Below are 21,181 nucleotides of genomic sequence, written 5' to 3'. Positions count from 1 at the left end.
GTAACCAGGTCAGACGGCGGGAGCGCCCATCGCCACGTCGTCGACCCGGATGTTGACCTCGTCGACACGCAGCCCGTACGCCTCGACGGCCTCGGTGACCCGGGCCCGCACCTCGGCGGTGATCTCCGGCACCGCACGACCGGCCTCGATCACCAGCACCAGATTGACCACGGCGGCGTCGCCTGTCACGTGCGCCGAGCAGCCGCGCCGGGCGTCGCCCACCTGGTCCAGCCCGACCCGGTCGAGGACCGAGTTGAAGAACCGGGCCACGTCCCCGCCCAGCTCGGCCACCCCGGGCACCGCGCGGGCTGCCGCGACGGCGATCTTCTCGATCACCTCGTCGGAGACGTGCGTCGTGCCGCCGGCCGGAACCGACGCCGCGCTCAGCTCCTGGGTCGCCTCGTGATCCATGCCCACTCCCCTGCTCCTCACGCCGGCCCCACCGCCGTGGGGCGGTGCGAGCCTACAAGGGTCGGGCAGCGCGAGGCTGTCCCCGGTGGACGGTCAGCGGGCGAGCTGGGCGAGCAGGGTGTCCGCCGCCGCGTACGGGTCGAGGCCACCCTCGGCCACCTTGGCGGCGAGCGTGCTCAGCTCCGTACCGTCGCGAAGTGAGCCGATCCGGGCGCGGAGGGTGCCGAGCGCGATGGCCTCGATCTCGGCGGCGGCCCGCGCCTCCTGGCGGCGGCGCAGCTCGCCGTGCTCGACCAGCCAGCCACGGTGCTTGTCGATGGCGGCGGCGATGTCGTCGATGCCCTCGCCCCGGGCCGCGATCGCGCGGACCACCTGCGGCCGCCACTGCCCCGGGCCGCGCTCACCGAGGGCGATCATGCCCTGGATGTCGCGGACCGTGGCGTCGACGCCGTCCCGGTCGGCCTTGTTGACCACGAACACGTCGGCGATCTCCAGGATGCCCGCCTTGACCGCCTGGATCGCGTCACCCATGCCGGGGGCGAGCAGCACGAGCGTGGTGTCGGCAAGCGAGGCGACCTCCACCTCGGCCTGCCCGACGCCTACCGTCTCGACAAGCACCACGTCGCAGCCGGCGCCCTCCAGCACGCGGACCGCCTGCGGCGTCGCCGCCGCCAGCCCGCCGAGGTGTCCGCGGCTGGACATCGACCGGATGTAGACGCCCGGATCGGTGGCGTGGTCCTGCATACGCACCCGGTCACCGAGGATCGCCCCACCGGTGAACGGGCTGGACGGGTCGACCGCCAGCACGCCGACCCGGTGCCCACGCGCCCGTAGCGCACGGACCAACTCGTTTGTGGTGGTGGACTTGCCCACCCCCGGTGCGCCGGTGAGGCCGACGACCTGGGCCTGCCCGGCGTACGGGGCGAGCGCGGCGGCGATGTCCGGCAGCAGGGTGTCGCCGTTCTCCACAAGGGTGATCAGGCGGGCCACCGCGCGGGGGTCACCGGTACGGGCCCGCTCGACAAGCATCGGCACGTCCCGGCTACGGCGCACCGACGTGGTGCCTTCTTGATTCACTTGTCGGACTCAGCCTTGCCCGGCACGTGGATGATCAGCGCGTCGCCCTGACCGCCGCCGCCACAGAGAGCGGCCGCGCCGGTGCCGCCACCGCGCCGCTTCAGCTCCAGGGCGAGGGTGAGGACGAGACGCGCACCGGACATGCCGATCGGGTGCCCCAGCGCGATCGCGCCGCCGTTGACGTTGACCTTGTCGGAGCTGATGCCGAGGTCGCGGGTGGACTGGATGCCGACCTGCGCGAACGCCTCGTTGATCTCGATGAGGTCCAGGTCCTCGATGCTCAGGCCGCCCTTCTTCAGGGCGTGGTTGATCGCGTTGGACGGCTGCGAGTGCAGCGAATTGTCCGGGCCCGCCACGTTGCCGTGCGCGCCGATCTCGGCCAGCCAGGTCAGCCCCAGCTCCTTGGCCTTGGCCATGCTCATGACGACCACCGCGGCCGCGCCGTCGGAGATCGGCGAGGAGCTGCCGGCGGTGATCGTTCCGTCCTTGGCGAAGGCGGGACGCAGCCGGGCCAGCGACTCGACAGAGGTGTCCGGGCGAATGCCCTCGTCGTCGCTGATGACCAGCGGGTCGCCCTTGCGCTGCGGGATCAGCACCGGGGTGATCTCCTCGGCGAAGTGGCCGTTCTTCTGCGCGGCGGCCGCCCGCTGGTGGCTGGCCGCGGCGAAGGCGTCCTGCTCCTCGCGCGAGATGCCGTGCTTCGTGCCGAGCCGCTCGGTCGACTCACCCATCGAGCAGCAGTCCCAGGCGTCGCTGAGCCCGTCGTGGGCCATGTGGTCCTTGACCACCACGTCGCCGTACTTGTAGCCGGTGCGCTGCCCCATCAGCAGGTGCGGGGCGTTTGTCATCGACTCCATGCCGCCGGCCACCACGATGTCGAACTCGCCGGCCCGGATGAGCTGGTCGGCCAGGGCGATCGCGTCCAGACCGGAGAGGCAGACCTTGTTGATGGTCAGCGCCGGCACCGACATCGGCACGCCGGCCTCGACCGCCGCCTGCCGGGCCGGGATCTGCCCGGCGCCCGCCTGGAGCACCTGCCCCATGATCACGTACTGGACCTGGTCCGGGCTGACACCGGCCCGCTCCAGGGCCGCCTTGATGGCGATACCGCCGAGCTTGGTGGCCGGAAGGTCCTTGAGGTTGCCCAGCAGCCGGCCCATCGGGGTCCGCGCGCCGCTGACGATCACCGAAGCCATGCCTGCCTCCGAGGGGGTGCCGAGCTGTACGCCTTAACGATTGTTCGGCCAGACTAGCGCCATGGCTGAGAACTCCCCCGCCGAGCCCGGTGCGGACTACGTCACAGACATCGGGCTTCGCAAGATTGACCACGTCGGCATCGCCGTGGCCGACCTGGACGCCGCGATCGACTTCTACCAGCGGACGTTCGGGATGCGCTGCGTACACACCGAGACCAACGCCGAGCAGGGCGTACGGGAGGCGATGCTGACCGTCGGGCCGACCGCCGAGGGCGGCTGCGTGCAGCTGCTCGCCCCGCTCACCCCGGAGTCGACGATCGCGAAGTTCCTCGACCGCAACGGGCCGGGCGTGCAGCAGGTCGCGTACACCGTGGCGGACATCGACGTGGCCTGCGCGGCGCTGCGCGAGCGGGGGATGCGGCTGCTCTACGACGCTCCGCGCCGTGGCACCGCCGACAGCCGGATCAACTTCGTGCACCCCAAGGACGCGGGCGGCGTCCTGATCGAACTGGTCCAACCGGCCCCCACCGCACACTGAGTCCCACCGCACGCCACACCCGCGCCGCGCCAACGCCGGCAAGATCCGCGCAACTCCGGGGATGTTGCTGCCTCCGCCGCACCTGAGGCAGCAACATCCCCGAAGTTGCCGCCTCCCGCGCGTCCGTCCCCGGCTCGCGCGCGTCGGTGCGCGCACTTCTGTGCGTGGTTGGCGGGGTGGTCGGGCAGCTTCACGCATCGGTCGATGCAGTTTTTCACAGAGCCTTCCGGCCCTAGCTACCGTTCAGTAACGTCCCGGCCCACAGGGGCGCGACCGGGCCGGATGTGTCGAATGCCGACATGGTGGTCGTGTCCGCCGGCGCCGACGATGGCAGCACCCGGGCCCGTGCGGGTGCGGGGACGAACCGGAGGTCACCGTGCAGGACATCCTCGAAGCGATCATGGCAGCGGAGGAATCGAACGACCCGGACCGTGAGCTGGCGGGCGTCGCCGGACTGCCCGTGCCGGAGAGTTACCGAGGCGTCGTCGTCCGCGCCGAGGAGTCCCGGATGTTCGACGGCATGGCCACCCGGGACAAGGACCCCCGCAAGGCGCTGCACGTGCAGGAGGTGCCGACGCCTGAGCTCGCGCCGGGCGAGGCGCTGATCGCGGTGATGGCCAGCGCGATCAACTACAACACGGTGTGGACAAGCATCTTCGAGCCGGTGTCCACCTTCCGGTTCCTCGAACGCTACGGCCGGGTCTCCGAGCTGACCCGCCGACACGACCTGCCGTACCACGTGGTCGGCTCGGACGCCGCAGGCGTGGTGCTGCGGACCGGCCCGGGGGTGACCCGGTGGGCGGCCGGCGACGAGGTCGTCGCGCACTGCCTCTCGGTCGAGCTGGAGGACGCCGCCGGACACGACGACACCATGCTCGACCCGCAGCAGCGGATCTGGGGTTTCGAGACCAACTTCGGCGGGCTGGCCGAGCTGACAGTGGTCAAGGCCAACCAGCTGATGCCCAAGCCGCGGCACCTGACCTGGGAGGAGGCGGCCAGTCCCGGCCTGGTCAACTCCACCGCGTACCGCCAGCTCGTCTCGCACCACGGCGCCAACATGAAGCAGGGTGACGTGGTGCTGATCTGGGGCGCGTCCGGCGGCCTCGGCGGGTACGCCACCCAGATGGCCCTCAACGGTGGCGCGATCCCGGTCTGCGTGGTCTCCTCGCCGGAGAAGGCCGAGCTGTGTCGCCGGATGGGCGCGGAGCTGGTCATCGACCGGGCGGCCGAGGACTTCCGGTTCTGGCAGGACGAGCAGACCCAGGACCAGGACGAGTGGCGGCGCTTCGGCGAGCGGATCCGCGAGCTGACCGGGGGCGAGGACCCGGACATCGTCTTCGAGCACCCGGGCCGGGAGACGTTCGGCGCGAGCGTCTTCGTGGCCCGCCGCGGCGGCACCATCGTCACCTGCGCGTCCACCAGCGGGTTCCAGCACCAGTACGACAACCGCTACCTGTGGATGCACCTGAAGCGGATCGTGGGCAGCCACTTCGCGAACTATCACGAGGCGTGGCAGGCCAACCGTCTGGTCGCGCTCGGCAAGGTGCACCCGACGGTGTCGCGCACCTACCCGTTGGAGCAGACCGGTCAGGCCGCGTACGAGGTGCACCGCAACGCGCACCAGGGCAAGGTCGGGGTCCGTTGCCTCGCGCCCACCGACGGGTTGGGCGTCCGCGACGGGGAGCTGCGGGCGCGGCACGAGGAAGCGATCAACAGGTTCCGGGGGCACTGAGCGGGCCACCGGCCGGACGGATGAGCACCCGATGGCCAATGCGGTGATCGGCCATTGTTCTTCCCACCCCATTTGCGGAAACCCATCCGGATCGAACAAAGGGCCACGGGGCGTACCCGTGGCCCTTTTTCGCGTCACGCTGCGTGGCGTCCGTCCCGCCCGGGACCTGCCAAGATCGCCGATTGGTCCGGCCTCGGCGGTCGGGGCAGTTGACCATGTAATGAGGGCACGAAAGCTCCGTACCGCTCTTGCGAAGCACCCTGGGGCGTCTGCCAGTATGTCCCAATGCCCCAGCAGCAGTCCTCCCCTCTCGCGTTCTTCGATAACGCGAACTCGCAGCCAGATTTCACCGTTGGCCTGCGCGGATACAACACTCACCAGGTCGATGACTTCATCGGCCGGATGACCGCCGCGCTGACCCAGTCCGAGCAGGCCCGTGCCGAGGCTGAGCAGCGGATGAACGACGCCCAGCGTCGCCTCCGCCAGGCCGAGCAGCGCATGAGTGCGCTGGAGCAGAAGCTCACCGACACGAACAAGCAGCTCGAAGAGAACAGCCGGCCAACCCTCTCGGGGCTCGGCACCCGCGTCGAGCAGATCCTCCGGCTCGCCGAGGAGCAGGCCAACGACCACCGCAACGAGGCCAAGCGCGAGTCGGAGGGCATCCTCTCCGCCGCCCGCCTCGAGGCCCGGGAGATCACGGACAAGGCCCGCGCCGAGGCCGCCGCGATGAAGGCCAGCGCCGAGCGCGAGGCCGGCAACCTGCGCACCGCCGCCGAGCGCGAGGCCGCCGAGGTCCGCGTGCAGGCCCGCCGCGAGGCCGACACGCTGCGCGCCGACGCCGACCGCGAGACCAAGCAGCTGCGTACGGTCACCGCGCACGAGGTTGCCGAGCTGAAGTCGACAGTCGAGCGGGAGGTGGCCACCCTTCGTGCCACCGCCGAGCGGGAGATCACCCAGCAGCGGGCCAAGGCCGCCCGCGAGGCCGAGGAGAAGCGTGCCGAGGCCACCAAGCTGCTCACCGACGCGCGGGACAAGCGCGACAAGGACCTCCAGGCCCTGGAGCTGCAGCTGGCCGAGCGGCGCGAGAAGGCCGAGCGCGAGGAGTCCGAGCGGCACGCCGCCCAGGTCGCGCAGACCCAGAAGATGGTCAGCGAGGCCGAGCAGCGCGCCCGCGCCGCCCAGGAGCGCGCGAAGGAGATCGAGCAGCGCGCCGAGGCCCGCCGGGTCGAGTCGGAGCGCAACGCCGCCGAGACGATCGACAAGGCCAAGGCGCACTCCGAGAAGACGCTCAACGAGGCCAAGGCCGAGTCGCAGCGCCTGCTCACCGAGGCCCGCACCGAGGCCGAGCTGACCACGCAGGCCGCCCGCCGCGAGGTCGATGACCTCACCCGGCAGAAGGACGCGGTCACCTCGCAGCTCGGCCAGATGCTCTCCGGGCTCGCCGGCATCGTGCCCGGCGTGCCGGCGGCGGCTGCTCCGGCGGCCAAGCCGGAGGCGAAGAAGACCGACGGTGGTCAGGAGCGGGTGACCGCGGAGACCGCCGGCTGACGCGAGGCGTCAGGTTGGGGCATCGACGGCGCGAGGTGACACTGGGTGACCGGTGTGACCTCGCGCCGTGTGCGTTTCCCAACCCTTGGTGTGGCGCCCTCGCCACGGAGTGAAGTAGGTCCCACAAGGGCCGTCCGTATCGCCCCAGCAGGGGGCGATGCGTGTGAGGATGGGGGCATGTCGCACGGCGAGGAACTGTTCGCTCTCGGCGGGGACGTGACCACGGAGCCCAGCTTCGAGTCCGCTCTGCGGGGGTACGAGAAGAAACAGGTTGACCGGTACGTCGCGCGTGCGGAGCACGAGATCGCGACCCTCGCCGCCGAACGGGAACAGGCCTATACACAGATCCACAAGCTCGCCGGCCAGGTCGAGGTTCTGCAACGGGATCTGACGCAGGTCCGCAAGCAGATGAACGTGGTGGACCGGGCCTCCTTCCGGCATCTGGGCCCCCGCGTCGAGTCGATCCTCACCCTCGCCGAGGAGCAGGCCGAGCAGATCCTGTCCGCGGCCAACGAGGAGATCGACGCCCGTCGTGCCACCGCCGAGCACATCATCGAAGAGGCCCGCGAGCAGGCTGCGCGGGCATTGAAGGACTTCGAGATCGCTCTCGCCGCCCGACGCCAGGAGGAGGAGCGGCACAGCGCCTCCCGTCGCGCGGAGGCGGACGAGACCCTGCGGTCGGCCAGGGACGAGTCGGCGAAGTTGCGCAAGGCCGCGCAGGACGAGCTGGCCAAGGCCCAGCAGGAGGCCACCCACCTGCGGGACACCGCCAAGGAGATCCACACTCGCGCGCAGCAGGAGGCCACCAAGCTGCGCGAGGCGGCCCGCGAGGCGCTGACCACCGCCCGGCAGGAGGCCGGGGAGCTGCGCGAGGCGGCCAAGGAGGTGCACGCCAAGGCCCAGCAGGAGGCCAAGCGGCTCACCGACACGGCGACCGAGGCGGGCCGGGCGACCCACGCCAAGGCACAGCAGGAGGCCAAGCAGATCATCGACGACGCGTCGATGGCCGGCCGGGCCACGCGCGCCAAGGCCCAGCAGGAGGCCGAGCGGCTGACCACGCAGGCGTCCGAGTCGGCCAAGCGCAGCCGCGCCGAGACCGAGGCGTACGTGCAGCGCATGCGCAGCGAGACCGAGGCGTACGTGCAGCAGTCCCGGGCGCAGACCCAGCAGGAGCTGGGCGCCTGGCGGGCCGGCGTGGAGCAGGAGGTCAACTCGCGGCGCGAGGCGGCCGATCGTGAGCTGGCCCAGCTGCGGTCCACCGCCGAGCAGGAGTTCACCAAGCGCCGCGACGAGCTGGACAAGCAGCACGAGTCCCGCCAGCAGGAGCTGGAGTCGAGCTGGACCGCGCGCAGCACCGAGCTGGAGTCGAGCCTCACCGCCCGGCGCGACGAGCTGGAGACCGAGTACTCGACCCGCAAGGACACGCTGGAGACCGAGTACACCGCTCGCAAGAACGAGATCGAGCAGGGCGCCGAGGCGGTCCGCCTGGCTGCCGAGCGGGATGCGTCGGCGCTGCGCGAGCGCGCCGAGACGGAGGCGGCCGAGCTGTTGAGCCGCGCCGAGACCGAGGCGGGCGACAAGCGGCGCAAGGCCGACGAGCACGTCGCGGCCTCGCGCCGCCAGTTCGAGGAGTACGCGGCCACCACCCAGCAGCACCTGGCGACCACGCAGCAGCACCTGGCGGCGACGCAGCAGGAATCGGCCGCGGGCCGACAGCAGCTCGCCCAGGTGATGTTGGAGATCGCCCAGGCTCAGCAGCAGCTCGCCGACCTTCGGCAGGAGACCTGGAAGGCGCGGCAGGAGTCCGACGAGCTCGAACGGCAGATGGCCGAGGTGCGGCTACGCGGCACCACCGGCCCGATCGACGGCCCGACCGCACCGGCCACGGACGATCACCCCGACGCGCCGTCCGGGACCGCGACCGTGTCCGCGCCTGCGGGCGGCGAGGCCGCGACCGGGTCAGGCACCGGTGACGACGGGGCCACCGCACCCGCGGACGCCGACGTGGCGAGCGGTCGCAGGGGCGAGCACGACGACGCGCCAGTCGGCGCTGGTCTGAAGGCCGCGCCCGACGACGCCGGCACTCCGGTCGATGCCGGCAGCGCGAACGGCCGCACGGGCGAGCCCGACGACGCCCGGCAGCCGGCGAACGCCGCGGCGGGCGGCGAGTCCGGGCAGTCCACGACCCGCCCGGTGGCCGAACCGATGACCACTGTCGACGGCGGCGCGGCCAGCGCCGGGGTGGACGGCGAGCCGACCGTGGCGGCCGTTCCGGGCGAGGGTGGCCGGGGCGCCAAGCCGACGAAGATCACCAGCACCGGTGAGAACGGCAAGCGGCCCAGCAAGCCGACCACCGACGAGCGCAGCGCCAAGCCCAGCAAGGTCACGATCGAGAAGGACTGACCAACCTCAAGATCGACACGACATCAGCGAAATCGGGGTGTCCGGATACCCCGGACACCCCGATTTCCTGCAACGCGAGTGGATCAGGCCCGGTCAACGCTGCCGGGTCCTCGTCGACGGCCTTGTGGTCGACAGCGACCACGAGGTGGCTACGCTGCTGACGCGCTGGGAGATGATCAGAAACAGTGCGTTGCCCCGCCAGCAGTCGATCGAGCTGATGAAGGAAGTTGTCACGTCATGGACCTGACCGACGCCCAGTGGCGCACGTCCACCCGTAGCGGCAATGGTGAGTGCGTCGAGGTGGCGGACAATCTGCCCGGGGTGGTGGGAGTGCGGGACAGCAAGGACCCGTCCGGGCCGGTGCTGATGTTCGCGCCGCCCGCGTGGCGGGCGTTCGTGGCCGTCGCCAGTCGTCGGACCGCCTGAGCCGGGAGGCCCCTGGTGCCACAGCACGACCCGTCGGCCGACAACCCGGACGCGACCCCAAGTCCCCCACCAGCGCAGACGCCACCATCGGAGGAGACTCCACCGCCGGTGCCGGTTCCCGCCCCTGGAATCGACCCGGAGGAGCCGCCCGCGGTGCCGTCGGGGAAGTTCGGCACGCCGGGGCGTCCACTGCGACGCAGCAGCTTCCTGATCGGCTTCACGGGTGCGCTGGGGGTGCTGCTGGCGTACACCCTCTATCTGGGGATTCGCAATGCCGGCGGCATCCTGGTGCTGGTGGTGATAGCGCTCTTCCTCGCGGTGGGCCTCAACCCGGCGGTGGTGCGCCTGCGCACCTGGGGTGTGCCCCACGGCCTGGCGGTGACGGTTGTGGCGCTGACAGTGGTGCTGCTGCTCTGCGGCGGCATCGTGGCGCTGGTCCCGCCGATCGTGACGCAGTCCGGGCAGTTCATCGACCAGATTCCGAGCCTGCTCGACGAGTTGCGCCGCAATCCGACGGTCAACGACCTGGTGGAGCGGTACGACGTGGTGGAGCGGGTGCAGGGCGCGGCCAACGCGGACACCGTCGGCAGGGCGCTCGGCGGGGTGCTCGGCGGCGCGCAACTGATCTTCGGCACGGTGTTCCGGACGTTGACCGTGTTGGTGCTGACCATCTACTTCCTGGCCTACTTCAACAAGCTGCGGTCGCTGGGCTACTCGTTGGTGCCCCGGTCGCGGCGGGAGCGGGTGCAGCTGATCGGCGACGAGATCCTGGCGAAGGTAGGCGCCTACATGGTCGGCGCGTTGAGCATCGCCGTGCTGGCCGGCGCGACCACCTTCGTGTTCGCGCTGATCGTGGGACTGCCGTACCCGTTCGCGCTGGCCGTGGTCGTCGCGGTGACCGACCTGATCCCGCAGATCGGCGCGACCCTCGGCGCGGTGATCGTGAGCCTGGTCGGCTTCGCCGCCGGCCTGCCCACGGGCATCGCCTGCGCGGTCTTCTTCCTGATCTACCAGCAGGTCGAGAACTACCTCATCTACCCGAAGGTGATGCGGCGTTCGGTGGAGGTCAACGAGGTCGCCGCCCTGTTGGCCGCGCTGCTCGGGGTGGCGCTGCTGGGCGTGGTGGGCGCGCTGATCGCCATCCCCACGGTGGCCGCGCTGCAACTGATCCTGCGCGAGGTGGTGCTCCCCCGCCAGGAGCGCAGCTGAGCGTCAGTCGGCGGCCGGCCCCGGTACGGGGGTGTCCGCGAAGGCGGCCACCGTCCGGTCGGCGTACGCGCTGACGTCCCCGGCCTCCATCGGCCCGTCCCAGGTCGTCGGCAGCGGCACCTCGACCGCCGGGTTGACCCGCTTGACGATCTCGTCGAGCACCGTCTCCGCGTCGCCGACCCAGAGGTGCTTCGCGCCGGGCACCCCGACCACCTCGGCCTGCGGCACCGCCGCGAACCGCTCCCGCGCCTCTTCCGGGCGCAGGTAGTCGTCGAACTCCGGCACCAGCGCCGTCAGCGGCCGACCCGAGGCGGCCCAGGTGGCCAGGTCCTCCGGGGCGGAGAAGCGCAGCGGCGGGGAGAGCAGGATCGCCCCGGCGATCGCCGGGTCGCACCCGTACTTCAGGGTCAGGTCGGTGCCGAACGACCAGCCGACGAGCCAGATGTTCGGCAGTTCGGCGAACTCCGCGTACTCGATGGCGGCGGCCACGTCGTAGCGCTCGCCCACCGCGCCGTCGAAGGCCCCCTCGCTGGTGCCGCGCACACTGCTCGTGCCCCGGGTGTTGAACCGGAGCACGGCCAGGTCGGCCAGCGCGGGCAGCCGCCACGCCGCCTTGCGGAACACGTGGCTGTCCATCATTCCGCCGTGGGTGGGCAGCGGGTGCAGGCAGACGAGGGTGGCCACCGGCGGCCGGTCGGCCGGCAGGGCCAGCTCGCCGACCAGCCGCAGGCCGTCGGCGGTGTGCAGCTCGATGTCCTCCCGGCGGCCGGGCAGGATCGACGACGCGCGGATCGCTGTGCTCACCGCCCAAGTCTGTCGCGAACTCGCCGTCGCCGCCCGCCCAGGCACGAACAGGGTGATCCAGGTCGCTCAGTAGCGCGGCGCGCCCCGACCGCGCTGCACCGCCGGGCCGCGCCGCTCCCGAGCACGCCAGCAGCCGCTGTGCCAGTGGCGGCGGTCGGTCAGGTCACCCAGGCCGTCGGCGGGCCAGGCCACGAGGTGCGCCACCCCGGGTCGGATCTCCTGGTCACAACCGGGGCAGCGGTACGTCTTGACCGACGCCCCCGCTCCGATGCCGCGGACCTGCCAGGCGCCGTCGGTCCACTGCTGCACCGAGGCGACGCCCTGCCGGACCCGGTCGGCGTCCAGGTTGGCGTTCTCGTCCCGGCGAGGGCGGTTGCGACGGGGGCTCACAGTCACCAAGCGTACGGTCCGCCGCGCGGGACGACCCGGGGCGGTCACCAGGTCGTGGGCCGGTCCAGATGTTCGGCCACCTGCGCCCCGCCGAGCACCGTGGCCGCGTCCGCCTCGGTGTAGCCCTGCGCCGGCCAGCCGAAGTTGGCGGTCAGGTGGGCCTTGGGGAAGCCGAGCAGCTCAAGTTCTCCGGTCTGCTTATCAATATGAGCTGGTTTACCGTTTACCTCCCGGTTTCCCACCGTCCGGCTGCCGGCGATGCCGATCGCGTACTGCAACTCGACCTGGATGCCCCCCGGGCTGCTCCCGGTGACCGTCAGCGCCGCACCGAACGCGGCCGGGAACGGCGCCACAGTCACCTCGCACCTGGTCACCTGGGCTCCCGCCGGCAGCGTCGTGAGCCGCAGCGGCCCTCCGCAGCGGTGCGCCTGGTCGAGCCGTAGCGCGCTCGCCACCTCCAACAGCTCCCGCTCGTCGTCGGCGATGGCGGTGGCCCGGGCGTACACCCCCGGGGCCGGCTGCCAGTGCCGCAGCCAGACCGTGACGCCGTAGGGCCCCGGGGCGTGCGACACCGACCCGTCGAAGACGCCCTCCGTGATCAACTCCGGCACCAGCGCCGGCAGCCCGGGGGCGCGCAGGGGAAGCGCCTCGGCGGACGCGGAGAGCTCCAGGGTGACCGTGTGCCCGTCGACGTCGAGCCGCGCCATCTCCACGCCGCTCTGCACCGACCAGGAGAGGTAGCGGAACCCGTCCGAGGAGAATCCGAAGTGCAGCAACTGCGGGTCGGCGCCGAGCAGATCCGGTCGGGCGGCCGCCCCCGGCACGTCGTCGGCGCGCGGCGGCACCACCGACACCACGTCATCCGCCGGCAGGCCGGGACCGGGCACCACGACATCCGGGCCGGAGTCGACCAGGCCCGCCGGGTCCGTCACCACGCCCAGGCCGAGGACCGCCACCACGCCGAGCGCGAGACCGGCGGCCCTGCGCCGACGGCGTACCCGCTGGCGTCCCCGCACCACGGCGACGGCCAGCAGCCGGCCGGTGTCCACACTGCCCTCGGCACGCTCGCGCAGCGTCTGGTTGATCCGCTGGTCGAGGTCGGTCACTGTCGGCTCCCGTTCGTCGTCGGAACGCCGCAGCGCTCCCGGAGGTTGGCGAGGGCCCGCATGGCGTGGGTGCGGACGGTGACCGGCGAGCAGTTCAGGATCTGCGCGATGGTCGCGTCGTCGAGGTCCTCGTAGTAGCGCAGCACCAGCACCGCCCGCTGACGGTCGGGCAGGCCGAGGATCAGCCGCCACATCTCGTCCCGGTCGGCCGCCTCGCCGCCGACGTCGCCACGGTGCGGCCGGTCGACGACGGCATCGCTCACCAGTTCCCGGTTCGAGCGGCGTCGCCACCAGGAGTTGTTGGCGTTGACGAGCATCCGGCGCACGTACACGTCGGGCCGGTCGGCGCGGGAGATCCGACGCCAGTGCACGTACGCCTGGGACAACACCTCCTGGGTGAGGTCCTCGGCCCGGTGCTCGTCACCGGTGAGCAGTCGGGCCAGCCGGTACAGCGCCGGGCCGCGACTGCCGACGTACTCCTCGAATGTCACATCCTGTAGACGCGGCCGGGACCGTCCGACGTTGACGTGGTCAGCGGTGCGAGTGGTCGCGGAAACCGCGGCGGGTCTTGCGGCCCAGGTAGCCGGCGGTGACCAGGTGCTCCAGCAGCGGCGCGGGCGCGAAGCCCGGCTCGCGCAGCTCCAGGTACAGCTCGCGCTGGATGGCCAGCGCGACGTCCAGCCCCACCACGTCGAGCAGCTCGAACGGGCCCATCGGGTAGCCGCAGCCCAGCTTCATGGCGTGGTCGATGTCGTCGGCGGTGGAGTAGCTGGCCTCCAGCATCTTCACCGCGTCGTTCAGGTACGGGAAGAGCAGCGCGTTGACGATGAACCCGGACCGGTCGCCGCACACCACACCGGTCTTTCCCAGTGCGGTGCAGACCGCCCGCGCGGTGGCGGTGGCCTCCGGCGAGGTGCGGATGGTCCGGACGACCTCGATCAGCGGCATGACCGGCGCCGGATTGAAGAAGTGCAGGCCCACCACGTCGGCCGGCCGCTGGGTGGCCATCGCCACGTCGATCACCGGCAGGGACGAGGTGGTGGTGGCCAGCACCACGCCCGGCTTGCAGATCTCGTCGAGGCTGGCGAAGAGCGCCTTCTTCACGCTCAGCTCCTCGACGACCGCCTCGACCACCAGGTCGACGTCGGCGAGGTGGTCGAGCGTGGCCGACCAGCTGATCCGGCCGAGCGCGGCGTCCCGGTCGGCCTCGGCGAGCTTGCCGCGCACCACGCCCTTGTTCAGCGAGGTCTTCACCGCCTCGCAGACCGTCGCGGACTTCTCCGCGCCCCGGGTCACCGACACGACCTCGTATCCGGCCTTCGCGAACACCTCGATGATCCCGGTGGCCATCGTCCCGGAACCCACGATGCCGACCTTCCCGATGGCTCGCGCACCGTCGGCGACCGCCGCCTCCGTGGTCGGCGGCGTCGCCTCATCCGGTACGACGACAGGGGAGCCCGGCCGCTGGTAGGTGTAGAAACCCCTACCGGACTTCCGACCGAGCAGCCCCGCCGTCACCATCTGCTTGAGCAGCGGCACGGGGGCGTGCCGGCGGTCCCGCCCGCCGCGGCGGTACATCGTGTCCAGGATCTCGTACGCGGTGTCCAGGCCGATCAGGTCCATCAGCGCCAGCGGACCCATCGGCAGGCCGCAGCCGAGTTTCATCGCCACGTCGATGTCCTCCCGGGTCGCGTAGTGCGACTCGACCATGGCGACCGCGTGGTTGAGGTAGCCGAAGAGCAGCGCGTTGGCGATGAAGCCGGCCCGGTCGCTGATGGTGACGTCGACCTTGCCCAGCCGGGCGCACAGCGCCTCGACGTCGGCGACCACCTCGGGCGCGGTGACGACGGTGCGGACCACCTCGACCAGTTTCATCACCGGCGCGGGGTTGAAGAAGTGGATGCCGATCACCTGGTTGGGCCGGGTGGTGGCGACCGAGATCTCGGTGACGCTCAACGACGAGGTGTTGGTGGCGAGGATGGTGTCCGGTCGGCAGACCCGATCCAGCTCCGCGAAGATCCGCTGCTTGAGGTCCAGGTGCTCGGGCACCGCCTCGATCACCAGGTCCACGGAGTGCAGGGCGTCCAGCCCCACCGCGAAGCGCACCCGCTCGTGCAGCGCGTCCCGGTCCGCCTCGGCGAGCTTGCCCTTGGCGACAGCGCGATCGGTGGAGCCGGTGAGGATGGCCCGGCCACGCTCCAGCGCCGACTCGGAGACCTCGACCGCGAGCACGTCGATGCCGTTGCGGGCAAAGACCTCGACGATGCCGGCACCCATGGTGCCCAGCCCCACCACACCCACGGTGCTGAACTCGCGCGCCACGACCGGCCTCCCCACACACTCCGCCACGGCCACTGAACGGCCGCTAAGGTTATGCGCGCGAGTCTGCCACGTCACGCTCGGCTGTCGAGACGCCGTGGCATATTTCACCGACGGCCGCGTCCCTGCCTCGACAGTCGTTCAGGCGGCCGGCACGCCGGTCAGCGCCAGCAGCTCCGCGACGAACTCCGCCGGACGTTCCAGGTGCGGGCTGTGCCCGCAGCCGGGCAACACCACCTCGCGGTACGCGCCGCCGGCCGCCGCGTACCGCTCCAGCACCGCACGGGTCTGCCCGACCATCGGCTGCGGCGGGCAGGACTCCTCCCCCGGCCAGCCGGGCACGACACCCAGCGAACCCAGGTACGCCAGGTCGAACAGCGACGTGTCCGAGACGATCACGTCGGCGTCCCCGCGTACCCAGGTGACCGGCGGCTTGTGGGCGACAGCCACCAACTCGTCGGCGAGCCGGAACCACGTCGGGGCGAGCGCGTTGAGCACGCCCCGCTCCCCCGGCGCGGTACCCGGCCAGTTCTGCGACACCACCGCCGTACCCGGGTAGTTGTCGTCGCCTGTCGCCGTGGAGAGCAGGCTGTCCAGCAGCAGTTCCTCGTCCGCACCCAGCGCGGCGGGATCGGCCACGTAGGTGGCCCGCAGCACGGCGCGCGGGCTGGCCGGTGTGTCGGCGTCACGGTCACCGGCGGCGAGCCGCGCGACGAAGTCCGGGTTCGCCGTGCCCGCGCCGGTGCCGGCGAAGTCGGGAGTGGTAGGCGTGCCGGCCAGGTCACGCGTGCCACCGAAGCCGTACGGCGACACCGGTGCGGCCAGCAGCAGCGCGCCCACCCGGTGCGGATGGTCGACAAGCAACTGCATCGCCACTCCGCCGCCGAGGGAGTGCCCGACCACCACGGGCAAACCGCCACCGCCGCTGCCGGCGCTGCTGCTGCCGTTGGCGCTGGCGTTCGCGTTGGGGAAGAGCGTCGGGTCGTCCAGTAGGGCGGCGATGTCGTCGGCGAAGTCCCGCAGGCCCCGCGTGGCGTTGACCGGGGCGGTCGCGGAGTCGCCGTACCCCCGCAGGTCGGGGGCCACCAGCCGCAGCGTCGGCGGCAGCCGCCGGAGCAGTGGTTCCCAGAACAGCGAGGACGAGCAGTTGCCGTGGATCAGCAGCACCGGAGTGCCGTCCGGCGGGCCGGCCACCCGTACCGCCTGGGTGGTGCCGTTCGCCGTGACGACCCGCTGCTCGCTCTCCATCCGCGGCATGCTGCCACGCCGTTCTCCGCCGGGCCAGGTGCCGGTCAGCCACTCGGCAACGCCGCCCGGTGTGGCCGACCGCCACGCGGCCCGACGGCCCGGCGGCCGCGACGGACCCGGCCAGCGCCGGACCCGAGGGCCCGACGGTCAGCGGCGTGCGGTCGGCGGCGTGGCCAGCGGTAGCGGCAGCGTCGGTCGGACGTCACGCCGGGACGGGCCGAAGCTGAGCCCGACCGGATCCGTGTGCGCCACCCCCGGGTCGAACAGGCGCAGCTCGGTGCGGCCGAGCCGGATCACGTCGCCGTCGGAGAGGCGCTCCACCTCGGTGATCCGGCGGTCGTTGAGCCACGTGCCGTTGGTGGAGCCCAGGTCAAGCAGTGACGCGCCCTCCGGGGCCAGCCACACCTCGGCGTGCCGGCGGCTCAGGTGCGGGTCGTTGATCACCACGTGCCCGCTCGGCGCTCGACCGATCACCTGAGGGTCGGCCCGTAAGCGAAAGCTCGCTCCGCGCATCGGCCCACCGGCGACCGTCAACAACGGCAGCAGTTCCGGATGTTCCTCCATGGACAGTCAGCCCTCCACCCCACACCGTTACTCCGCGCGTCAGCCTGCCATCAGACGGTAATCGTCACTACCGACCGGCCGGTCAACTCCTCGTCACCTCCCGGCCACCTGTCGTTCGACGGTTCGGGCGGCCGGCCTCCGGCACCCAGGCTCTGACCTGCACTGATCAACGAGTGGGAGGGGCGACGCGACTCCCGCCCCGGGGAGCCGGAATCGCGGCCTACCGATGAGTAATCTTCGGGTCTAGACTTCCGCCATGACGGCTGTGCATGCCCCCGGCACCCCTCTCGTCGAGGCGGACGAGCTGGTCTCCACCAGTCCGGCCACCGGCATCGAAGCCGGCCGCCTTCCCGTCGCCACCGAGGCGGGCGTGCGGCAGGCCGTCGACCAGGCGCGCGCCGCCAGCGAATGGTGGGCCGGCCTGGGCTTCACCGGCCGCCGGCAACGGCTGCTGCGCTGGCGGGCGCTGCTCGCCCAGCGGATCGAGCAACTCGCCGAACTGATGCACGTCGAGGGCGGCAAGCCGGTAAACGATGCCATCGTCGAGATCGTCACCGCGATCGAGCACGTCGACTGGGCGGCCCGCAACGCCGGCCGGGTGCTCGGCCCGCGCCGCGTCCGGTCGCGACTCATCCTCGCCGAGTTCTCCGGGCACCTGGAATACCAGCCGTACGGCGTGCTCGGTGTGATCGGCCCGTGGAACTATCCGGTCTTCACCCCGCTCGGCTCCGCCGCGTACGCCCTGGCCGCCGGCAATGCCGTCGTGCTCAAGCCCAGCGAGTACACGCCCGTCGTCGGCCAGTGGCTGGTCGACACCTTCGCCGAGGTGGTGCCCGAGCAGCAGGTGTTCACCGCCGTGCACGGCCTCGGTGACGTGGGCGCGGCGCTGTGCCGCTCCGGGGTCGACAAGGTGGCCTTCACCGGCTCCACGGCGACCGCGCGGAAGGTGATGGCCGCCTGCGCCGAAACGCTGACCCCGGTGCTGATCGAGGGCGGCGGCAAGGACGCCATGATCGTCGACAGCGATGCCAACCTGGACGCCGCCGCCGAGGCGTGCGTCTGGGGCGCCATGACCAACGCCGGCCAGACCTGCATCGGCATCGAGCGGGTCTACGCCGTCGACCCCGTCTTCGACGCCTTCGTCGACAAGGTCGTCGCCCGCGCCAGCCGGCTGACCGTGGGCCCGGAGGGCGCCGACATCGGCCCGATCACGATGCCCGCCCAGATCGAGGTGATCCGCCGGCACATCGAGAGCGCGGTCAGTTCCGGCGGTCGCGCGGTGCTCGGCGGCCCCGACGCGGTGCAACCCCCGTACGTGCATCCGACCGTGCTGGTGGACGTCCCGGAGGAGTCGGCCGCCGTCCGCGAGGAGACCTTCGGCCCGACGCTGACCATCAGCCGGGTCCGCGACGCCGACGAGGCCGTCGCCCGCGCCAACGCCCTGTCGTACGGCCTGGGGGGTTCGGTCTTCGGCCGGCAGCGTGCGCTCGCCATCGCGCGGCGCCTGCGCTCGGGGATGGCCTCGGTCAACTCCACCCTTACCTTCGCCGGGATGTCCACCCTGCCGTTCGGTGGTGTCGGTGATTCCGGCTTCGGCCGTATTCACGGCGAGGACGGCCTGCGCGAATTCGGCCGCGCCAAGGCCATCACCCGCCGCCGGGCGCGATCGCTGCTGCCGTCGATGACCTTCGAACGCACTCCGACCGACATGGCGCGACTCGTCAAGGCCATCAAGGTGATGTACGGCAGATGAGTGTCGGATAGCCGATCTGGGGGCCGATAGGCGTATCCACATGTTTATACGCCGTGCCTCCGGCGGTACATTGCGTCAAATGGGCCACAATCGATTGCGCCACCGCCTTGTCGACAGTGACCAGTCGTGGAGCGCCCGGCAGCGGCGTCGTCGTTCGGACTGGCTGGCACGCACCTTCCCCGACATCAGGGACATGCACGTCGTCGACCTCGGCGGCCGGCTCGGCACCTGGCACCGCGCCACCGTCCGACCGGCCCGGGTGACTGTGGTCAACCTGGAACAGCCGCCCGCCAGCGTGCCGGAATGGGCCCACGTCGAACAGGCCGATGCCTGCGACCTGCCACCCCACGTCGCCAACGGCACCTACGACCTGGTCTTCTCCAACTCCGTGCTGGAGCACGTCGGCGGGCACGAACGTCGGCTACGGTTCGCGGCCGCCGCCCGGTCGCTTGCCGATCGCCACTGGGTGCAGACGCCCTACCGCTACTTCCCCATCGAGCCACACTGGATCGCACCCGGGATGCAGTTCCTGCCGGTCCGGCTGCGCACCGCGCTCGCCCGCCGCTGGCCCCTCGGGCACAAACCGACCCGCAGCCACGAAGCCGCCATCCACCAGGTGCTGTGGACGGAACTGCTGGACCGCTCGCAGATGCGCCACTACTTCCCCGACTCGCGGATGCTCACCGAGCGGGTGGCCGGCCTGCCGAAATCGCTTATCGCCGTCCGGACCGAGGCCTGACCGGCCCGTCCGGGGTCCGCGAACGGTCAGAAGAGGGTCAGCTCGTCCTTCTCGATGCCGCGCAGCCGGTCGTAGTTCACGACCACGCACCGGATGCCCCGATCGGCGGCGAGCACCCGGGCCTGCGGCTTGATCTCCTGAGCCGCGAAGACCCCGGTGACCGGGCTGAGCAGCGGATCACGGTTCATCAGTTCGAGATAGCGGGTCAACTGCTCCACCCCGTCGATCTCACCACGCCGCTTGATCTCCACGGCGACGGCGCCGGAGTTGGCGTCCCGGCACAGCAGATCCACCGGCCCGATCGCCGTCATGTACTCGCGGCGCACCAACGTGTACCCCTCGCCGAGCACACCCGGGTTGGCCGCCAGCAACTCCTGCAGGTGCGCCTCCACCCCGTCCTTGCGCAGGCCGGGATCCACACCCAGCTCGTACGAGGTGTCCTGGAAGACCTCCTCCAGGGTGATCCGCAGCTCCTCGCCGGCCTTGTTCACCACCCGCCACACGCCGGGGGCCTCCTCCAGCCGACACGGCGGGCTCATCCAGTTCAGCGGCTTGTACGCACGATCGTCGGCATGGATGGACACCGACCCGTCCGCCTTCACCATCAACAGCCGGGTGGCCGGCGGCAGATGAGCCGAGAGCCGTCCGACATAGTCCACCGAGCACTTCGCAATGACCAACCGCACCCGACGAGGGTAGCCGAGCACCCGCCGACCACCACCGAGCGGCACTGGCGCGTCGGTGCGATGCTGAGACGGTGTTCGAAGTCCTCACCGGCACCGGCCTCGCCGCCTCAGCGGGGCTGAACGCCTACATACCCCTGCTCATCCTCGGCCTCCTCGCCCGCTACAGCGACCTCATCGACCTGCCCAGCGGCTGGACGTGGCTCGGCAACGGCTGGGTCATCGTCATCCTGGCCGTCCTACTCGCCGTCGAGATGGTGGCGGACAAGGTGCCAGTGGTCGACCACATCAACGACGTGGTGCAGACAGTCGTTCGACCCACCGCCGGTGGCCTCGCCTTCGGGGCCGGGTCGTCCTCGGAGACCGTGACAGTCAGCGACCCGGGGAGCTTCTTCACCTCCCACCAGTGGGTGCCAGTGGCCACCGGCGTGCTGCTCGCCTTCGGCGTACACCTGCTCAAGTCCGCGGCGCGGCCGGTCGTGAACGCGACCACCGCCGGGTTCGGCGCCCCGGTCGCCAGCACCGCCGAGGACGCGACAAGCGTGATCGTCTCCCTGATCGCGATCATCCTGCCGGTTCTGGTGCTCGCCGTCCTGGTGGGCCTGGTCGTCTTCGTCTACTGGTTCCTCCGACGACGATCCGTTCGCCGGAGGGAACGCGAGGCGGCCCGCGCCGCAGGATTCCGCGTCTGACCTGCTCGGCCTTCCGGACGGGCTGGCCGATGCGCTGGCTGGGCACCAGAGCCGGCGGCCGGCCGGCGGGCCGGAGCCGACCGGGCGAGAGCCGGCGCGGCAGAGCCTCCGGGATGTAAGTTCCGCCTGCGACAGCCAGGCCCGGGCGAAGCCAGGCCGGGGCGGGCGGGGCTGGGTATGCCGCTGGCCGGCACCCTGGGTTCGGGGTGCCGGCCAGTCGGTCGGGGTCGTGCGGTGGGTCAGCTGTTCCAGTGCTGGGCGACCAGGTCGGTGGCCTGCTGCTCCCACTGGGCGTACGCGTCCGGGTAGGCGGAGACCTGCACGGTCTGCGCGGCCTCGGTCA

The 21,181-nt window shown here is 71.5% G+C and carries 20 protein-coding genes and 1 pseudogene; 10 read left to right on the top strand and 11 right to left on the bottom strand.

Going from position 1 to position 21,181, the window contains the following annotated elements:
* Positions 1-9: 9 nt before the first annotated feature.
* The 3 genes from ACLQ26_RS32210 to ACLQ26_RS32200 form a co-directional block, all read right to left on the bottom strand.
* Complete coding sequence (locus ACLQ26_RS32210; RefSeq protein ID WP_363679813.1) at positions 10-411, bottom strand: Asp23/Gls24 family envelope stress response protein; 402 nt, start codon at positions 409-411, stop codon at positions 10-12.
* Positions 412-504: 93 nt separating this feature from the next.
* A complete protein-coding gene (gene meaB / locus ACLQ26_RS32205; protein ID WP_425748179.1) occupies positions 505-1,440 on the bottom strand; it encodes a methylmalonyl Co-A mutase-associated GTPase MeaB in 936 nt (311 codons plus the stop codon).
* 44 nt (positions 1,441-1,484) lie between these two features.
* Entirely contained in the window at positions 1,485-2,684 is a 1,200-nt protein-coding gene (locus tag ACLQ26_RS32200) for an acetyl-CoA C-acetyltransferase (RefSeq protein WP_425748131.1), read from the bottom strand.
* A 61-nt stretch (positions 2,685-2,745) separates the two neighbouring features.
* On the opposite strand from ACLQ26_RS32200, the gene mce reads away from it, so the two are divergent.
* The 7 genes and pseudogenes from mce to ACLQ26_RS32165 all read left to right on the top strand — a co-directional run bounded on the left by mce (position 2,746) and on the right by ACLQ26_RS32165 (position 10,540).
* Positions 2,746-3,222 carry a methylmalonyl-CoA epimerase gene (mce, locus tag ACLQ26_RS32195; protein WP_425748130.1) on the top strand — a complete coding sequence of 159 codons (477 nt, stop codon included), beginning with the start codon at positions 2,746-2,748 and terminating at the stop codon, positions 3,220-3,222.
* 376 nt (positions 3,223-3,598) lie between these two features.
* Positions 3,599-4,954 carry a crotonyl-CoA carboxylase/reductase gene (gene ccrA, locus ACLQ26_RS32190; RefSeq protein ID WP_425748129.1) on the top strand — a complete coding sequence of 452 codons (1,356 nt, stop codon included), beginning with the start codon at positions 3,599-3,601 and terminating at the stop codon, positions 4,952-4,954.
* Between the two features lie 285 nt (positions 4,955-5,239).
* Positions 5,240-6,502: a cell division protein DivIVA gene (locus ACLQ26_RS32185; protein ID WP_425748128.1), complete on the top strand. Its 1,263-nt coding sequence runs from the start codon at positions 5,240-5,242 to the stop codon at positions 6,500-6,502.
* Between the two features lie 177 nt (positions 6,503-6,679).
* The gene (locus ACLQ26_RS32180) at positions 6,680-8,905 is read left to right on the top strand and encodes a hypothetical protein (protein ID WP_425748127.1); all 2,226 of its coding nucleotides are present in this window, start codon (positions 6,680-6,682) and stop codon (positions 8,903-8,905) included.
* Positions 8,906-9,023: 118 nt separating this feature from the next.
* Positions 9,024-9,152 (top strand): annotated as a pseudogene (locus tag ACLQ26_RS32175) (DNA-binding protein); the annotation flags it as partial.
* Positions 9,143-9,331 carry a DUF397 domain-containing protein gene (locus tag ACLQ26_RS32170; RefSeq protein ID WP_425748126.1) on the top strand — a complete coding sequence of 63 codons (189 nt, stop codon included), beginning with the start codon at positions 9,143-9,145 and terminating at the stop codon, positions 9,329-9,331. The pseudogene ACLQ26_RS32175 and the gene ACLQ26_RS32170, both read left to right, overlap by 10 nt.
* A 129-nt stretch (positions 9,332-9,460) precedes the next feature.
* Complete coding sequence (locus ACLQ26_RS32165) at positions 9,461-10,540, top strand: AI-2E family transporter (protein ID WP_425748178.1); 1,080 nt, start codon at positions 9,461-9,463, stop codon at positions 10,538-10,540.
* Positions 10,541-10,543: 3 nt separating this feature from the next.
* Here the strand turns inward: ACLQ26_RS32165 and ACLQ26_RS32160 are convergent, their stop codons facing one another.
* The 7 genes from ACLQ26_RS32160 to ACLQ26_RS32130 form a co-directional block, all read right to left on the bottom strand.
* Positions 10,544-11,344 (bottom strand): alpha/beta hydrolase, encoded by an 801-nt coding sequence (locus ACLQ26_RS32160; protein ID WP_425748125.1) that lies wholly within the window; start codon positions 11,342-11,344, stop codon positions 10,544-10,546.
* Positions 11,345-11,410: 66 nt separating this feature from the next.
* Complete coding sequence (locus ACLQ26_RS32155) at positions 11,411-11,740, bottom strand: hypothetical protein (RefSeq protein ID WP_425748124.1); 330 nt, start codon at positions 11,738-11,740, stop codon at positions 11,411-11,413.
* A 38-nt stretch (positions 11,741-11,778) separates the two neighbouring features.
* The gene (locus tag ACLQ26_RS32150) at positions 11,779-12,840 is read right to left on the bottom strand and encodes a hypothetical protein (protein WP_425748123.1); all 1,062 of its coding nucleotides are present in this window, start codon (positions 12,838-12,840) and stop codon (positions 11,779-11,781) included.
* Positions 12,837-13,331, bottom strand: coding sequence for a SigE family RNA polymerase sigma factor (locus ACLQ26_RS32145; protein WP_425748121.1), 495 nt, complete (start codon positions 13,329-13,331; stop codon positions 12,837-12,839). The genes ACLQ26_RS32150 and ACLQ26_RS32145 overlap by 4 nt, the downstream gene beginning before the upstream one ends.
* A gap of 40 nt (positions 13,332-13,371) precedes the next feature.
* The gene (locus tag ACLQ26_RS32140; RefSeq protein ID WP_425748120.1) at positions 13,372-15,162 is read right to left on the bottom strand and encodes a 3-hydroxyacyl-CoA dehydrogenase family protein; all 1,791 of its coding nucleotides are present in this window, start codon (positions 15,160-15,162) and stop codon (positions 13,372-13,374) included.
* A gap of 138 nt (positions 15,163-15,300) precedes the next feature.
* Positions 15,301-16,416, bottom strand: a complete 1,116-nt coding sequence (locus ACLQ26_RS32135; protein ID WP_425748119.1) for an alpha/beta fold hydrolase — start codon at positions 16,414-16,416, stop codon at positions 15,301-15,303.
* 138 nt (positions 16,417-16,554) lie between these two features.
* Complete coding sequence (locus ACLQ26_RS32130; RefSeq protein ID WP_425748118.1) at positions 16,555-16,971, bottom strand: FHA domain-containing protein; 417 nt, start codon at positions 16,969-16,971, stop codon at positions 16,555-16,557.
* A 256-nt stretch (positions 16,972-17,227) separates the two neighbouring features.
* Between ACLQ26_RS32130 and ACLQ26_RS32125 the strand changes: the two genes are divergently transcribed.
* Together ACLQ26_RS32125 and ACLQ26_RS32120 are read left to right on the top strand one after the other, a co-directional pair.
* On the top strand, positions 17,228-18,724 hold the full coding sequence (locus ACLQ26_RS32125; RefSeq protein WP_425748117.1) for an aldehyde dehydrogenase family protein: 1,497 nt from the start codon (positions 17,228-17,230) through the stop codon (positions 18,722-18,724).
* Positions 18,725-18,803: 79 nt separating this feature from the next.
* A complete protein-coding gene (locus ACLQ26_RS32120) occupies positions 18,804-19,463 on the top strand; it encodes a methyltransferase domain-containing protein (protein ID WP_425748116.1) in 660 nt (219 codons plus the stop codon).
* Between the two features lie 26 nt (positions 19,464-19,489).
* On the opposite strand, the gene nucS is transcribed toward ACLQ26_RS32120, so the two are convergent.
* Positions 19,490-20,149: an endonuclease NucS gene (nucS, locus tag ACLQ26_RS32115; protein ID WP_039908963.1), complete on the bottom strand. Its 660-nt coding sequence runs from the start codon at positions 20,147-20,149 to the stop codon at positions 19,490-19,492.
* 71 nt (positions 20,150-20,220) lie between these two features.
* On the opposite strand from nucS, the gene ACLQ26_RS32110 reads away from it, so the two are divergent.
* On the top strand, positions 20,221-20,838 hold the full coding sequence (locus ACLQ26_RS32110) for a DUF4126 domain-containing protein (protein WP_363679845.1): 618 nt from the start codon (positions 20,221-20,223) through the stop codon (positions 20,836-20,838).
* Positions 20,839-21,181 lie beyond the last annotated feature (343 nt).

Origin of the sequence: Micromonospora sp. DT43 (genome assembly GCF_049841645.1) — a bacterium.
Classification (GTDB): Bacteria; Actinomycetota; Actinomycetes; order Mycobacteriales; family Micromonosporaceae; genus Micromonospora.
Note: the sequence above shows the minus strand (reverse complement) of the source record. Positions and strands in the feature narration are given on the sequence as shown.